Here is a 14816-nt window from a genome sequence, read left to right on the forward strand (position 1 = left end):
CTCCGCTTCATTTACCCGGTCACACGTCTTTAACGCGGCAGGTCAGCAGGAGCGTCACGACGGAGAGCGCCGCAATCATCCAGTACACCGCGCCGTGCCCGTAGCTTTGCGCCAGCGCCCCCTGAATCACCCCCGCCAGAATCACCCCGGTTGAAATGCTGTTGGTAAAAAGCGTGGTTGCCGAGCCTGCACGCCCCGGCATAAGGTCCTGAAACCAGAGCATGCCGATCCCGGCGACAATCCCGATGAACACGGCGTTAAACAGCTGCAGCGCCAGCAGCGCTTCACGCGAATGAAAAAGGATCAGCCCCGCGTAGAACAGCACCCCGGCCGCTACGGCGACGATCATCATCCGACGCTTTCCGAAGCGTTTAACGCAGTAACCCGCCAGAATCATCGCCGGGATTTCCAGCCCGGCAGCGGTCCCCATTAAAATCCCCGCGAGCTTGTCCGGCAGACCGAGATCGCTGCTGATCCACAGCGGCATATCAATGATGTACATGGTGTTGCAGGTCCACATCAGCGTCGAGGCAATAAACAGCATGCGGACGTTTTTGTCCTGCCAGCCGCTCGCTTGCGTTATCGGTTTATCCGTCGTCTGTTCCACCCGCCCCACCGACGGCAGCGCGAAGGCAATTAGCACCAGGCTAATGGCAAAAATGGCCGCGGCGATAGAGAACATCGCGGTAAAGCCATAGTTTAACGCCAGCATAAAGGCCAGCGGCGGGCCGATGACCCACGCCAGCGAGAGCTGGGCACGCATCACCGAGCTGAACATCACCACTTCCCGCGCCGAGCTATCCGCATATTCCCGGGCCAGGGCGAACAGCTGCGGCATAGCGGTATTCGCCAGCGACGCCAGCAGCACGCCACAGGTAATCAGCGTCAGATAATGACGGTTGAACGCAAAGAGCAGCGCGTTGCCGACGGCCATCGCGCAGCAAAAGAGGATCAGCTTACGGCGATCGCCCTGGCTGTCCGATCGTTTCGCCAGCGCGAGGCTGACCAGGATCCCGGCAATGGCGTTGACGGTGTAGAACAGACCGACCCAGAACGGCTGTGCCCCCACCTCGCGGCTGAGAAACAGGCTCAGCGTCGGCGCCTGCAGCGCCCCCGCCACGCCCATCATAAAGGCCACCAGCATAAAAGCGGCGTACACGCCGTTCAGGCGTCGCCCCATCGTCATCAACCAGAGCATGCGCAAGTCCTTGTGAAAGCAAATCGAAACCGGGTGAAAGAATAAACGAAAAAAGCCAGCAAAAACATTTTGCTGGCGGGTGATAAGCACCAATACTCAGTCACACATGATCGAGGCGAGTTAGCGGGAAGAGGTCGGCGTTGTAACGTCCCACTGCATCAATTCTTCTAACGTTTTCAGCCGCTGTTCTGCACACTGACGGGCCAGCCAGGACGATCCCTTTGTCGCTGAAAAGTACTGCTGATAAAACTGACGTGCGGTAGACCTCTTCATAATTTACCTCCTCGCTTCATCGAGAAGAATTATTGGCCTAATATAGGGATTAATAAATTGCTGGTTTTTTGTCAGGAGTTCCCCTTTTATGCCTTCCGGTCGTCTGCAACAACAGTTTATCCGCCTCTGGCAGTGCTGCGAGGGGCAATCGCAGGAGACCACGCTCAACGAGCTGGCCGACCTGCTCAGCTGTTCCCGCCGCCATATGCGCACGCTGCTCAACACCATGCAGCAGCAGGGCTGGTTAAGCTGGGAAGCGGAGGCGGGACGCGGCAAACGCTCGCGGCTGACCTTTCTCTACACCGGGCTGGCGTTGCAGCAGCAGCGCGCGGAAGACCTGCTCGAGCAGGACCGCATCGATCAGCTGGTCCAGCTGGTGGGCGACAAGGCCGCCGTGCGCCAGATGCTGGTTTCACATCTTGGACGCAGCTTTCGCCAGGGCCGGCACATCCTGCGGGTGCTTTATTATCGTCCCATGAAAAATCTGCTGCCCGGCACGGCGCTACGCCGCTCGGAAACCCATATCGCACGGCAAATTTTCAACGGCCTGACGCGCATAAATGAGGAAAACGGGGAACTGGAGGCGGATATCGCGCACCACTGGCAGCAGCTTTCCCCGCTTCACTGGCGGTTCTTCCTGCGCCCCGGCATCCACTTTCACCACGGGCGCGAGCTGGAGATACACGACGTCATCGCCTCTCTGGAGCGCGCCCGCAGGCTACCGCTCTACTCGCATATTTCCCGCGTTCATTCCCCCACGGCATGGACGCTGGATATTGAGCTGTCGCAGCAGGATAAGTGGCTTCCCTGGCTGCTGGGCTATGTGCCGTCGATGATTTTGCCCGCCGAGTGGGAATCGCTGAACAACTTTGCCAGCCTGCCGATTGGCACCGGGCCCTACTCCGTGTCCCGCAATAACAGCAACCAGCTAAAAATCCGCGCTTTCGATGACTACTTTGGCTATCGGGCGCTGATTGACGAGGTGAACGTCTGGGTATTGCCGGATCTCAATGAAGACCTGAGCTGCGGGCTGACGCTGGAAGGGCCCACTGCGGGAGAAAAGGCGGTGGAGAGTCGTCTGGAGGAGGGATGCTACTATCTGCTGTTTGATAGCCGCACCCACCGGGGGGCAAACCAGGCCGTTCGTCAGTGGGTCAGCCACGTGTTGTCCCCCTCCAATCTGATCTACCACGCGGAAGAGCAGTACCAGACATATTGGTTCCCGGCCTATGGCCTGCTTCCGCGCTGGCACCACGCCCGCCCGACGCGCTGCGACAGGCCTGCCGGGCTGGAGTCCATCACCCTGACCTACTACCGCGAGCACGTGGAGCATCGTTTTATCGCCGGGATCATGGCCCGGCTGCTGGCCGCAGAAGGCGTTACGCTGGAGGTGAAAGAAGTGGACTATGACGAATGGCACCGCGGAGACATCGTCAGCGATATCTGGTTAAACAGCGCCAACTTCACCCTGCCGCTCGATTTCTCGCTCTTTTCTCACCTGTATGAGGTCCCGCTGATCCAGCACTGCATCACGCGCGACTGGCAGCAGGACGCCGAACAATGGCGCGCTGGCGACATGAATCTTGCCGTATGGTGCAAGGACCTGCTGGAGGAACAGGCGATCGTCCCGCTGATCCACCACTGGCTGATGATCCAGGGCCAGCGCAGTATGCGCGGCCTGCGGATGAACACCCTGGGCTGGTTTGATTTTAAATCCGCCTGGTTTGCGCCGCCGGAGCCATAACGCTTTCGTAATATTCACCAAATCATTACAATAGCGCCGTTCTCAACGGGGTGCTGCATCACAGATGTGCGCTGAGATAATACCCGTCGAACCTGATCCGGATAACGCCGGCGAAGGGATTTGAGGCTGTTGCTCAAAATCCTTTGCCACTCAACTTTGAGGTGCAAAGTGTTAAAAAAAGTTCTTCCCCTGCTGGCGCTGTTTGCGCTGCCTGCTTTTGCTAAGCCCGTTCTGACGGTCTACACCTACGACTCCTTCTCTGCCGACTGGGGCCCTGGCCCGGTGGTCAAAAAAGCCTTTGAAGCCGACTGCAGCTGCGAGCTGAAGTTCGTGGCGCTGGAAGATGGCGTGTCGCTGCTCAACCGTCTGCGCATGGAAGGGAAAAACAGCAAGGCCGACGTGGTGCTCGGGCTGGATAACAACCTGCTGGAGGCCGCCTCGCAAACCAAACTGTTTGCCAAAAGCGGCGTCGCGGCCGATGCCGTTAACGTGCCGGGCGGCTGGAAAAATGACACCTTTGTGCCGTTCGACTACGGCTACTTTGCGTTTGTCTACGATAAAAACAAGCTGAAAAATCCGCCGAAGAGCCTGAAAGAGCTGGTTGAGAGCGACCAGAAATGGCGCGTGATCTATGAAGATCCGCGTACCAGCACGCCAGGGCTGGGCCTGCTGCTGTGGATGCAAAAGGTCTACGGGGATCAAGCGCCGCAGGCGTGGCAGAAGCTGGCCGCCAAAACCGTGACCGTAACCAAAGGCTGGAGCGAAGCCTACGGCCTGTTCCTGAAAGGCGAAAGCGACCTGGTGCTGAGCTACACCACCTCTCCGGCCTACCACATTATCGCCGAGAAGAAAGACAACTACGCCGCCGCGAATTTTGCTGAAGGGCACTACATGCAGGTAGAGGTCGCCGCACGGACCGCCGCCAGCAAACAGCCGGAGCTGGCCGAGAAGTTCCTGAAGTTTATGGTTTCACCGGCGTTCCAGAACGCCATTCCAGCGGGCAACTGGATGTATCCCGTCACGAACATTTCCCTGCCGGCCGGTTTCGAGCAGTTAACCAAACCACAAACCTCGCTGGAGTTTACGCCGCAGCAGGTCGCCGCGCAGCGCGCAGCATGGGTAAGTGAATGGCAACGCGCCGTCAGCCGCTGATTCCCGGCTGGCTACTTCCCGGGCTGCTCGCCGCCGTTGTGATGGTGGCGGTCAGCCTGGGGGCTTTTCTTGCCCTGTGGTTTAACGCGCCAGAGAGCGACATGCTCGCCCTCTGGCACGACAGCTACCTCTGGCACGTGGTCCGGTTCTCCTTCTGGCAGGCGTCACTTTCTGCCCTGCTGTCAGTCATCCCCGCCATTTTTCTTGCACGCGCGCTGTATCGGCGGCGCTTCCCCGGCAGGCAGGCGCTGCTGCGCCTGTGCGCCATGACGCTGATCCTGCCCGTGCTGGTAGCCGTATTTGGTATTCTGAGCGTTTACGGTCGCCAGGGCTGGCTGGCGTCGCTGTTCGGCCAGCTTGGTCTGGAGTGGACCTTCTCTCCTTACGGACTGCAGGGCATTCTGCTGGCGCACGTCTTTTTCAATATGCCGATGGCGACGCGCCTTTTTTTGCAGGCGCTGGAAAACATTCCCGGCGAGCAGCGCCAGATTGCCGCCCAGCTCGGCATGCGCGGCGTGACATTCTTCCGCTTTGTCGAATGGCCGTGGCTGCGCCGACAGATCCCGCCCGTGGCGGCGTTAATCTTTATGCTCTGCTTTGCCAGCTTTGCCACCGTGCTGTCACTCGGGGGCGGGCCGCAGGCCACCACCATTGAGCTGGCGATTTATCAGGCGCTGAGTTACGACTACGATCCAGGCCGCGCCGCGCTGCTGGCGATGGTGCAGATGGGGTGCTGCCTTGTGCTGGTGCTGTTGAGCCAGCGGCTGAGCAAAGCCATTCCCCCCGGCAGCAATCAAATAACGGGCTGGCGCGACCCGCAGGACAGCCTGCCCAGCCGCGTTACCGATTTTGTCCTGATCGCGCTGGCGCTTCTGCTTCTTCTGCCGCCGCTGATGGCCGTTATCGCTGACGGGCTGAACCTCAATCTGATGTCCGTCCTGCAACAGCCCGTCCTCTGGCAAGCCACCTGGACCTCGCTGCGCATCGCGCTGGCAGCCGGATTGCTGTGCGTGATCCTGACCATGATGCTGCTGTGGAGCAGCCGTGAGCTCTACGCTCGCCAGGCGCAAAAGGCCGGACAGATGCTGGAACTGACGGGCATGCTGATACTGGCGATGCCGGGGATCGTGCTGGCGACAGGCTTCTTCCTGCTGTTCAACAGCACCGTCGGCCTGCCGGAACGCGCCGACGGCATCGTCATCTTTACCAACGCCTTAATGGCCATCCCTTACGCGCTCAAGGTGCTGGAAAACCCGATGCGCGACGTCAACAGCCGCTACAGTTTGCTGTGCCAGTCGCTGGGCATGCAGGGCTGGCAGCGCCTGAAGGTGGTCGAGCTGCGCGCGCTAAAACGTCCGCTGGCACAGGCGCTGGCGTTTGCCTGCGTGCTCTCCATTGGAGACTTCGGGGTCGTGGCGCTGTTCGGCAACGACGATTTCCGCACGCTGCCCTACTGGCTCTATCAGCAAATCGGCTCTTATCGCAGTCGGGACGGTGCGGTCACCGCGCTGTTGCTCCTGCTGCTGTGCTTTGCCTTATTTACCGTTATCGAAAAACTTCCGGGGCGTGATGTTAAAACTGACTGATGTAACGTGGCTTTATCAGCATCTGCCGATGCGCTTCACGCTCTCCGTGCTCCAGGGAGAGAGGATTGCCGTGCTGGGCCCAAGCGGCGCGGGAAAAAGCACCCTGCTTAATCTGGTTGCGGGTTTTCTGCAGCCGGTAAGCGGCTCGATCGTCATCGATAACCAGGATCATACCCACACGCCGCCCGCCAAACGTCCGGTCTCCATGCTGTTCCAGGAAAACAACCTGTTTACCCACCTGACGGTGCGGCAAAACATTGCCCTGGGGATGCATCCGGGACTGAGGCTGAACGATGCCCAGCGCCATAAGCTGGAGGAGATTGCCGCGCAGATGGGGATCGCCGGGTTTATCGACAGGCTGCCGGGCGAGCTTTCCGGCGGCCAGCGTCAGCGCGTGGCGCTGGCCCGTTGTCTTGTGCGCGAACAGCCGATGCTGCTGCTGGATGAGCCGTTCTCGGCGCTCGATCCGGCGCTGCGTCAGGAGATGCTGACGCTGGTGCAGGATGTCTGTCAGCGCCAGCAGCTGACGATGCTGATGGTGTCGCACAGCATCGAAGATGCCGCACGGATTGCCCCGCGATCGGTGGTCATTGCCGAAGGAAGAATCGTGTGGGATGGGGTGACGGAAGAACTGCTGAAGGGTAACGCTGCCGCGTCGTCGCTGCTGGGCATCAGCGCACCTCCCCTTTACTCGCTGGACTCATAAATACCCATTTTCTGAAAGGTTATAGCCGGAAAGTCGCTCTGAATGGAAAGTCAGAGCGCATATTAATCTACCTGGCAACCGATGGTCCTGACTAATAATAAATTGAGCTCCTCACAATATTATTTTAAATCACATTATTTTTATGAATTGATGCCTTTTAAATATAAAAAGAATGAATAAATAAACCCAAAGTTAATACAGAAAAATGGATTTAATACTTACGTTTGTTTTTTATAAGCGTATTATTTTATGATTCTACTGCTCCTGAAAGGGATAAAGTCATGGCAGTGCACCCAGGTAACTTTCAGCAAAATGACACGCTAAACCGCTATTTACTTCTTTTCCCACGTAACGCTAACGCGTTAAATGATGTTCATTCCTTTACAGGCGAAGAAGCACTCAGCCAGCCCTACCGCTATGCCATTCGTTTTACCAGCCCCAATGCAAATATATCGCCTGACGCCGTTTTGAATCAGAAAGCGGAGTTTCTTCTTCGCGCTCCTAATCCTGAGGCCTCATGGCATGGCCAGCCATCCTGGCTGCCAGTGCGCCAGATTAATGGGACAATTACTGCGTTTTCCCGACTTAAGTCGTCTTCAGATGAAGCGCTCTATGAATGTGTGCTTGAACATGAGCTTGCGTTACTGGACAGAAACTTTCGTTCGGCAGTGTACACCGATGTCACCGTGCCGGAGATCGTTACGCAGTTAATGAAAGAGAGCCGTTATTTTGAAGGCTTCAACATTGATTTCGACAACCTCAGTTATACCTATCCCCGCAGGGAAATGATTATTCAGTGGAAAGAGACCGACCTGCAGTTTATTCGCCGCCTGTTGGCCGAAGTGGGAATATGGTTCCGTCTTGAAAATCACAATACCACGCCGACGGAAACGGTGGTTATTTTTGGTGACTCTGCCAGCCGCTATATTATCAGCGAGAAGACATTTCCCTTTGTCCGGCGCTCCGGGATGACCAGTCATGATGAGTACGTGACAGAACTGGAAGAACGGCACGCCTTAATACCCGAAAATATTATGGTGAGGTCCTATAACTACCGCGATCCCCTTTCACCACAGGCAGATAAAACTATTGTAAGTCACGACATTCCCGCTGGCATTACAACGGGAAGAGAGTACCACCATTCCGATCATTTTCTGGTCGCCGGGGATTTTTATGGAAAAGAAGGCGAAACCGCTACGTTCTTTGCACGTTTGCGCTATGAGCGTCTGTTAAACACCCAGCGTGTACTCGGCGCCACAACCAGCGCAGCGGAACTGCAGCCGGGTATAAAGTTCGATATAACCGGTCAAATCCCCGATGGCTTTAAGAAAGGTTTGCTCGTGACGTCAATGACGATAACGGGCAGTCGCGCAGAGCATTACCGAGCCCAGCTGTCGGGCATCCCCTGCCAGCCTGAGTATAGTTTCCGGCCAGAATGTCTTCCTCGCCCCCAAATCGCAGGTACCGTCCCCGCGCAGGTCATAGCGATAAGCAGCAATAAAATTTATGCGGGGGTTGATGCTGCTGGCCGCTATCGGGTGAAGTTCGATTTTGATCTTGATGAGAAACGATCAGGCTTTGAAAGTGCGCTGGTGCGCCTTGCCCGACCGTATGCCGGAGAGGTGTACGGTTTTCATTTTCCACTGCTGGAAGGCACGGAAGTTGCGATTGCGTTTGAAGGCGGCGATCCGGATCGGCCGTTCATCGCCCATGCCATGCATGACGGCGCGCATACTGATGTAGTCACAAACCGCAATGATACCCGCAATATTATCCGTACTGCAGGCCTGAATAAAATTCGTCTGGAAGACAGGCGGGGCCAGGAGCATATCAAGATTTCAACAGAGCGCGGTAAAGGGCAGCTCAGCGTTGGTCATCTTGTCGATGCGGAAGGAAAACCGCGCGGGGAAGGTCTTGAAGCACGCACAGATGACTGGATGGCGCTGCGAGCCGCTAAAGGGATCATGATCAGCACTGAAGCACAGCCGCGCGCCAAGGGGCAACAGCTGGATATGACGGCCGCGATCGCGCAGCTCGAAAAAGCCCTCTCGCTGGCCAGGACGCTGCAGCAAAGCGCAATGACGGCCGGAGCCGATAATGTGGATACGGAACGGCAAAATGCCCTGTTTAAGACGCTGAATAAGCTTACCGGCGCGGGCCTGCTGGCCTATGCCGGAGAAGGACAGGCCCACGTCACGCCGCAAAGCCTGCAGCTTTCAGCCGGTCAGGATCTTATTGCCACCGCTGGCCGCAACGGCAGCGTTAACGTGGTGAAAAAATTCTCGCTGGCCGTCGGGGAAAGGCTCTCTCTGTTCGCCCGCAAACTCGGCATTCAGCTGATTGCCGGTGCGGGTGATATCAAAACGGAGGCGCAGCGCGGAGCCCTGCACATGCTTTCTCAGGATGATTTCACCGTCACGAGCACGGCAGGCAAAATTAACGGCAGCGCGAAGCAGGGAATACAGCTGGTGTGCGGTGGAGGTGGGATCCGCATTAGCCCCAGCGGGCTGGTTGAAATTTTCTCGCCAACCGGCGTGGACATTAAAGCGCCGAATTTTGCCTATAAAGGGGCGGAAAGCGTGCAAACGCAACCGCCTGCGTTTAACAAGGGCGCGTTTGCACAGCGCTATCAGCTTCATGCGTCTGACGACCCGGCGCAGATCCTCGCGAATCGCGCGTTCCGCCTTAAAAGCTCGGCAGGCCAGATTGTTGAAGGCGTGACCGACAGCAATGGCTGTTCCCCGCTGCTGGATGCGGCCGACCTTGATTCGTACAAACTGGAGGTACTCTGATGGCTGACGAGAAAAAAAGCCCGTATTGCCCGCGAGTGGTGTCTGAGAATGACATACCCGTACATAAATCCTTAAGCCTGACGGCTCAGACCTGCAGGGTAGGTATTCCTCGTCCCATGCCAGGGATCGTTATTCTGGTTCATGGGGTGAACGATGTCGGTGAAGCCTATCAGAACCAGGAGAAGGGCATTATCGCTGGCTTAAAAAAGCGGCTTAACCGGAGCGACCTGTACGCGCATGAATGGAATGACTTCATCATGTCGCACAATGAAGAAGCTCAGAAGAAAATTACGGCGCCGGGACGCTCGCCTATTATTCCGTTTTACTGGGGCTATAAGCCCGTCACGCATGATGAATATCGCGCAGATCAGCAACGCTATCGCGATGAAGTCAGCAGGCTGAAGGAGGCGGCGCACCTGCCGTTCGACGCTTACAAGGAAGATGAGAAGAAGAAAAAAGAGAGCCTGGGAAATGACGGCCAGGGGGCGTTTAAATTTCAGAACGACAATTTTGGTAACGCTCTCGACGTTAACTATGCCAAGGGCGGCGGCACGTTTGCGAACGCGACAACAAACATTCCGGATATGCTGGGGCCTGGCGCGGGAGGATTAGCAACGTCCGCAGCAGGAATTATAACGCTGCATGCGAATGGTGGAGATTTTACCCATCCCATCTTTCCCAATCCGCACCGCATCTACCAGTTCTTCGCCGCACAGCGCCTGGCTGATTTGATTCTTCAAATCAGAACTGAACCTGAGACGACAAAAGACGCAATTAATATCGTGGCCTACAGCCAGGGGACCATCATCACCATGCTGGCAAACATGCTGGTGAAGCAGGCAGGATATGAGCCGGTCAACTGCGTCATCCTCAACCACTCCCCGTATTCCCTTGAAAGCCGTCTGGCTGAAGATATTCAGCCCGGCCATCACCAGACATCTGATGCGCGGGTGCAGACGTTTAAGAACTTTTGCGCGCTGATGGCGACGCACTACAAAGGCGGTGAGATAACAGAAGCCGATATCCTGGCAATGGAAGGTGCCTGCACGCTGCGTAAACCATCCGACAACCCGTTAAGGACGGATACAAGATATAACCGTGATAATAACGGCAGGGTCTATAACTATTTTTGCCCAAATGATGGCACCGTGTCGCTCAAAAACATTCAGGGCTTCGGCTGGCGGGGCGTACCTGAAGATATTGCTAAGACTATTCCAAATTTGTATCAGCGGGTGTTCTATCAACATGGAGAAGTGGGAACGAAGCCGGACGGGAAAACGTTTAGCCTGCCGTCAGCAAGAACGGGTGATGCAGATTACAGTTCAATCATGAACGCCTCTTACACGGCGCATGACGTGGTTGTGAACGGTGAAGAGCTACCGCAGACGTTTATCTTTACGCTGCAGGGGGCCGGTAATCATAAGGACGACGATCCCAAAACGAGTGATAAGCCCTATACCGCCTATATCGATCCGGACAGTCCGGACGCCTATATCTCCTATTCAGCAAAAGCCTGTGCCATCAAACGTACGCAAAGCGCCACGTACGGTGTCAGCAGGTACCAGAGCCTCAGCTGGCGTCCCGGCCATGTCCTGACGCCTGATGAGCTGAAAATGGAAAGCCATGAGCGGGGCGTAAAGGTTATCAACGGAGTAGTCGGTGGCTCAAAGGATTTTCAAACCGTCACCTTAACCTGGCTTCGCCCGCGCGAAGAGCTGGAACAGGAGTGGGCGAAGTCCGATCCGGTGAGCTACAGCCAGCACTCGTCAATCGTGATGAGTGAATACGCACCGTCCCATGCGATGGCCTTTGACCTGGCAATCGGCCAGTGCCGGTCATTTGACTTTAAGGCAGGTAAATTCTGGGAAGACCTGTTGCACCGTGCGGACTGGCGGGACCCGTTGAATAAAAACCAGCAGGCAACGGAGTATTACCGTTCTGGAAAATTGCCGGTAATTTCAACAAAATTTTTCATGAACAAGCCTGATGATGTCTTACCTACAGGGAATTTTGGCGTGTCAAATGAATATCAGAATGCCACGACGGTGAAACCATCGAGGGATTTGTCTGCCGGTAACCAGGTAATAAAAAATCTGCAATGGGATATGCCCAAAGCTAAAAGTGATAGAGAGCTGGGATTACAAAATCAGAGGTCGGCACTCGATCTTCGCCCTTACTAAGCAGAACAGGGAAGTCTATGAAAACTAAATATATAGCAGGAACAGCACTGTCTGTATTGCTGATGACTTCAGCCTGTCAGGCCACCGAGCCGCCGACGCAGGTGGTTTACCGCTTTGATGACCATCGTTATCTGGAGCTGAAAGGCTGGGATTGTGAAGGCGAGCTCTGGTACACCGATACGCAACGGGGGATTCATACAGAACCGGCTAGCCAGTTCTATCGCATCTTCACCAAAAAATTTATTCATCCCTCAGAACGTTACATTGCCATCACTAACTGGGAGGTTGACGGTTTCATAGTATCTAAAGATTACGGTCAAACCTGGCGGTCTGTCAGCTATTCTCCTGGAGAGAATGAACCGGACGGCATGAACTCGCCACCTCGCGATGACGTGCTTTCCTTCACTGTCGTGAATGACCAGGGCTTTCTGCAGACGAAGCACCGGCTTTATATGTCATCCAAGCCATTTGATGATCCGCGCCTGGCTTCCGGCGGTCCTGGCGTAACGTATCAACTGGAGGACGGAACAGTGCAGCAAATCGAACCTCGCTTCCCCGGATGGCCCTGGGGCATGGTGTATATGACCCCACAGGGACTTAAGGAAAGTATTGAGCAATATAAAAGCAACTGGCAGGGACAGCCCGATAAGGTACCTGAAGTTAAGAACTACACCGGCTGGGACCATATGCGCTGTGACATGGACGCTCGATAAATGACTAAGGATAAACAATGAAAGGCGTAATTCGCTTAGATGATCCGCTCGCGAACGGTGGAAAAGTGATTTCAGCTTCCGGGGCCAATTTCACGGGTAAACCCGTGGCGCTAAAAGATGACATCGTTGAGTGCCTCCTGCACAAAGGGAGGTTTCCGATTACAGAGTGCCATCCACGCTGGACGATGCTCGGACGAGGTGTAATTGTCGACCGATGTAAAGCAGCGTGCGGGTGTGAAATAAGGACAACGCTGCCAACGGCGGGGGCTATGTGATGGAATGGTGGCTATATTCGAAGCAGAAAGATGCTGACGTGAAAATGCCGACGTTAGCGATCGCTGCTGTGTATCTCGTCGCTATTGTCGTGGGGATCATTCTTGAGATCTTTAACTGGCCTCAGGATAAACATGTGACGCTATTTTTTTTCTTACCGTCCGTAATACTGCCGCTGAGCCTGGTAACGTGTCTGGTATTTGCGCTGAAAATGATAGTCAGTACGTTCGTAAACTATGCAGAAATGCGTAAATATATTGCGAACGACAGGACGATCGGGCTCAAAATTTTTGCGCGTCGGAACATCGCCATTGCAGCCTGGTCGACCCTCTCTCCGGTCAATCAGCTGGCGCTGAATATGCTAAAGCTTGAAGGCGAGTTTCCGCTGGCGCCCAAAACGCCGCTAAAAATTAAGGCAACCGAAGCGTTTGACCAGACGCCATACGAAGCTGTCTTTTCGCGCCTGCTCGCGCCAATGGCCGATAAGCTCAAAATGAGTGCGTATCAGCTAAGAGAAACATGCGTCTGGGTTCGCGGGGGCGATGCGAACTGTGTGGAGGATCTGAGGCGAGCCATGGAGCGTCTGAAAATACACCCTGCGCGCGGCGGCAAAATTGAGTTTTACAGCGAGTGCCCAGACTACACGATTATCGGCAAGTGGATAGCGGCAAGCGACACGTACATCGTTAACAGGCTGCTGATCGCGGTCGATCTGCATGGGGAAGACAGTGATTGTAAGCGAATGGAAAACGCCTGCTCTTTTTTATTCACTAACCAATACAAGCACGTAGAGGGAGAGAAGCCGGTTTATTTGTACCAACCGATGAGTCAGGTCACGGACGTAGAAGAAACGATGCCGGTATATCTCGATGTTGGGCCAGTGACGGCCCCTAAAACGCTCTGGTACACCGGATTATCCCGTACGGAAAAGTACCCTTTGATGCAGGCGCTGGATGCTAAAAGCGTTGCGATGCAACGCCTGGAAATGGAATCCTCGCTAGGGGAAAAGAGCGAGGGATACAGATGGCTGGCGCTGGCACTTGCGGCAGATGCGGTAAAATATGCCCAGGGAACTCAGCTGGTGGCAAATTCAGAAATGAATAAATTTTCCATCACCGCACTTTCCTCACACGAAACCCACGTACCCGAAACCTGTCGATGGGACGTTTGGATCCTTCCCTTTGTTAACGGGGTTATGATGGGGCTCTTTTTATTATTTTCGTTATTTCTCATTATGATAATAACAAATAAGCCCGGAGAGATGCCTTCCATAACGGTAATATGGGCAAGCAGCATGCTCTCTGTGTTGGTTCCGGCGGCAACAGGCGCTTTCCTCTCTATCACCTGATGCGCCGCGCGATAAATGCGCCCATTTCCGTGAGATAAATGGCATCGCTGCGGCGTTTCAACATTTGCAAAAGAATTACATTCCTGCTGCGTTATCCTTCCTATGACCATCCACCGGAAAGTATCGGTAAAGCGTCGATAACCCTACACCGTAGATAATTGCCAGCTGCTGGCGGGTGTGCCCCTTCGTCAATAGCCGCCCAATCTGCTCTCGCTCATGGGTTTTTAATGCGTTGGGCCTTCCACCTACGCGTCCCTGTGCTCTGGCTGCTGCCAGCCCGGCCAGTGTCCGTTCGACAATTAGCTCGCGCTCCATCTCCGCCAATGCCGACATTACATGGAAAAAGAAGCGCCCCATGGCAGTGCTGGTATCAATACTGTCTGTTAAAGAGCGGAAGTGGGCACCACGTTCATGTAACTCTGATATGAGTGCAATCAGGTTCTTAACGCTACGTCCCAGCCTGTCCAGTTTCCACACTACCAGGGTGTCTCCGCTATTAATGCACTTTAAAGCGCCTTTAAGACCAGGGCGACTGGCAACTTTTCCACTCATACGGTCTTCAAAAATGCGGTCACAGTTTGCGCTTGTGAGTGCATTACGCTGCAAATCGCTGTTCTGGTCGATTGTTGATACGCGGATATAACCAATAACGGCCATCAATTTCCTCCTTCACATCATAGTGGGAGGATTTTTGCAGATTTCTATATGTGTAACTGCTTTTCCAAAAACCTTCCTATATTGGCATCTCAGGCCAGACAGGCTTTGCGGGGTCAACCTTTGTCAGCGCATAGCGATATTTCTGCCACGCAGCGAGTTTTGGTTTATCTGCATCATCAATATAACCACCGTCA

General features: G+C 54.9%; 13 protein-coding genes and 1 riboswitch. Of the genes, 9 read left to right on the forward strand and 4 right to left on the reverse strand.

Annotated elements, in window-relative coordinates; genetic code table 11:
* Positions 1-19: 19 nt before the first annotated feature.
* Positions 20-1198 carry a sugar efflux transporter gene (locus ACJBF3_RS16295; protein ID WP_045327705.1) on the reverse strand — a complete coding sequence of 393 codons (1179 nt, stop codon included), beginning with the start codon at positions 1196-1198 and terminating at the stop codon, positions 20-22.
* A 120-nt stretch (positions 1199-1318) separates the two neighbouring features.
* On the reverse strand, positions 1319-1471 hold the full coding sequence (gene sgrT, locus ACJBF3_RS16300) for a glucose uptake inhibitor SgrT (RefSeq protein WP_032644049.1): 153 nt from the start codon (positions 1469-1471) through the stop codon (positions 1319-1321).
* 88 nt (positions 1472-1559) lie between these two features.
* Here sgrT and sgrR point away from each other — a divergent pair, with 88 nt between their 5' ends.
* From sgrR to ACJBF3_RS16345, 9 genes are all read left to right on the forward strand, one after another.
* The gene (gene sgrR / locus ACJBF3_RS16305; protein ID WP_045327703.1) at positions 1560-3215 is read left to right on the forward strand and encodes an HTH-type transcriptional regulator SgrR; all 1656 of its coding nucleotides are present in this window, start codon (positions 1560-1562) and stop codon (positions 3213-3215) included.
* 36 nt (positions 3216-3251) lie between these two features.
* Positions 3252-3352: riboswitch (TPP riboswitch) on the forward strand.
* Between the two features lie 31 nt (positions 3353-3383).
* Entirely contained in the window at positions 3384-4367 is a 984-nt protein-coding gene (thiB, locus tag ACJBF3_RS16310; protein WP_045327696.1) for a thiamine ABC transporter substrate binding subunit, read from the forward strand.
* Positions 4343-5953, forward strand: coding sequence for a thiamine/thiamine pyrophosphate ABC transporter permease ThiP (gene thiP, locus ACJBF3_RS16315; protein WP_045327694.1), 1611 nt, complete (start codon positions 4343-4345; stop codon positions 5951-5953). Before thiB ends, thiP begins: the two co-directional genes overlap by 25 nt.
* A complete protein-coding gene (thiQ, locus tag ACJBF3_RS16320; RefSeq protein WP_045327692.1) occupies positions 5937-6659 on the forward strand; it encodes a thiamine ABC transporter ATP-binding protein ThiQ in 723 nt (240 codons plus the stop codon). Before thiP ends, thiQ begins: the two co-directional genes overlap by 17 nt.
* A gap of 281 nt (positions 6660-6940) precedes the next feature.
* A complete protein-coding gene (locus tag ACJBF3_RS16325) occupies positions 6941-9451 on the forward strand; it encodes a type VI secretion system Vgr family protein (RefSeq protein WP_045327690.1) in 2511 nt (836 codons plus the stop codon).
* Positions 9451-11631, forward strand: a complete 2181-nt coding sequence (locus ACJBF3_RS16330) for a DUF3274 domain-containing protein (RefSeq protein ID WP_045327689.1) — start codon at positions 9451-9453, stop codon at positions 11629-11631. The genes ACJBF3_RS16325 and ACJBF3_RS16330 overlap by 1 nt, the downstream gene beginning before the upstream one ends.
* Positions 11632-11648: 17 nt before the next feature.
* Positions 11649-12344 (forward strand): hypothetical protein, encoded by a 696-nt coding sequence (locus tag ACJBF3_RS16335; RefSeq protein WP_045327685.1) that lies wholly within the window; start codon positions 11649-11651, stop codon positions 12342-12344.
* 17 nt (positions 12345-12361) lie between these two features.
* Positions 12362-12619, forward strand: a complete 258-nt coding sequence (locus tag ACJBF3_RS16340; RefSeq protein ID WP_045327684.1) for a PAAR domain-containing protein — start codon at positions 12362-12364, stop codon at positions 12617-12619.
* Positions 12619-13965, forward strand: coding sequence for a hypothetical protein (locus ACJBF3_RS16345; RefSeq protein WP_406545229.1), 1347 nt, complete (start codon positions 12619-12621; stop codon positions 13963-13965). The genes ACJBF3_RS16340 and ACJBF3_RS16345 overlap by 1 nt, the downstream gene beginning before the upstream one ends.
* Before the next feature lie 75 nt (positions 13966-14040).
* Here ACJBF3_RS16345 and ACJBF3_RS16350 read toward each other — a convergent pair whose 3' ends face one another.
* Positions 14041-14622, reverse strand: a complete 582-nt coding sequence (locus ACJBF3_RS16350; protein ID WP_001569399.1) for a recombinase family protein — start codon at positions 14620-14622, stop codon at positions 14041-14043.
* A 76-nt stretch (positions 14623-14698) separates the two neighbouring features.
* The gene (locus ACJBF3_RS16355; protein WP_406545230.1) at positions 14699-14803 is read right to left on the reverse strand and encodes a tail fiber assembly protein; all 105 of its coding nucleotides are present in this window, start codon (positions 14801-14803) and stop codon (positions 14699-14701) included.
* Between the last annotated feature and the right edge of the window lie 13 nt (positions 14804-14816).

The sequence above is a fragment of the Enterobacter sp. PP-008-ECC_S150 genome, assembly GCF_045257065.1.
In the GTDB taxonomy this organism is placed as follows: Bacteria; Pseudomonadota; Gammaproteobacteria; order Enterobacterales; family Enterobacteriaceae; genus Enterobacter; species Enterobacter chengduensis.

Bases quoted from the DNA above. Each gene is read 5' to 3' on its own strand.
- ACJBF3_RS16295 (WP_045327705.1), bottom strand. From the start codon at position 1,198: ATGCTCTGGTTGATGACGATGGGGCGACGCCTGAACGGCGTGTACGCC.
- sgrR (WP_045327703.1), top strand. From the start codon at position 1,560: ATGCCTTCCGGTCGTCTGCAACAACAGTTTATCCGCCTCTGGCAGTGC.
- thiP (WP_045327694.1), top strand. From the start codon at position 4,343: ATGGCAACGCGCCGTCAGCCGCTGATTCCCGGCTGGCTACTTCCCGGG.
- ACJBF3_RS16350 (WP_001569399.1), bottom strand. From the start codon at position 14,622: ATGGCCGTTATTGGTTATATCCGCGTATCAACAATCGACCAGAACAGC.
- thiQ (WP_045327692.1), top strand. From the start codon at position 5,937: ATGTTAAAACTGACTGATGTAACGTGGCTTTATCAGCATCTGCCGATG.
- ACJBF3_RS16330 (WP_045327689.1), top strand. From the start codon at position 9,451: ATGGCTGACGAGAAAAAAAGCCCGTATTGCCCGCGAGTGGTGTCTGAG.
- ACJBF3_RS16325 (WP_045327690.1), top strand. From the start codon at position 6,941: ATGGCAGTGCACCCAGGTAACTTTCAGCAAAATGACACGCTAAACCGC.
- ACJBF3_RS16345 (WP_406545229.1), top strand. From the start codon at position 12,619: ATGGAATGGTGGCTATATTCGAAGCAGAAAGATGCTGACGTGAAAATG.
- ACJBF3_RS16335 (WP_045327685.1), top strand. From the start codon at position 11,649: ATGAAAACTAAATATATAGCAGGAACAGCACTGTCTGTATTGCTGATG.
- ACJBF3_RS16340 (WP_045327684.1), top strand. From the start codon at position 12,362: ATGAAAGGCGTAATTCGCTTAGATGATCCGCTCGCGAACGGTGGAAAA.
- sgrT (WP_032644049.1), bottom strand. From the start codon at position 1,471: ATGAAGAGGTCTACCGCACGTCAGTTTTATCAGCAGTACTTTTCAGCG.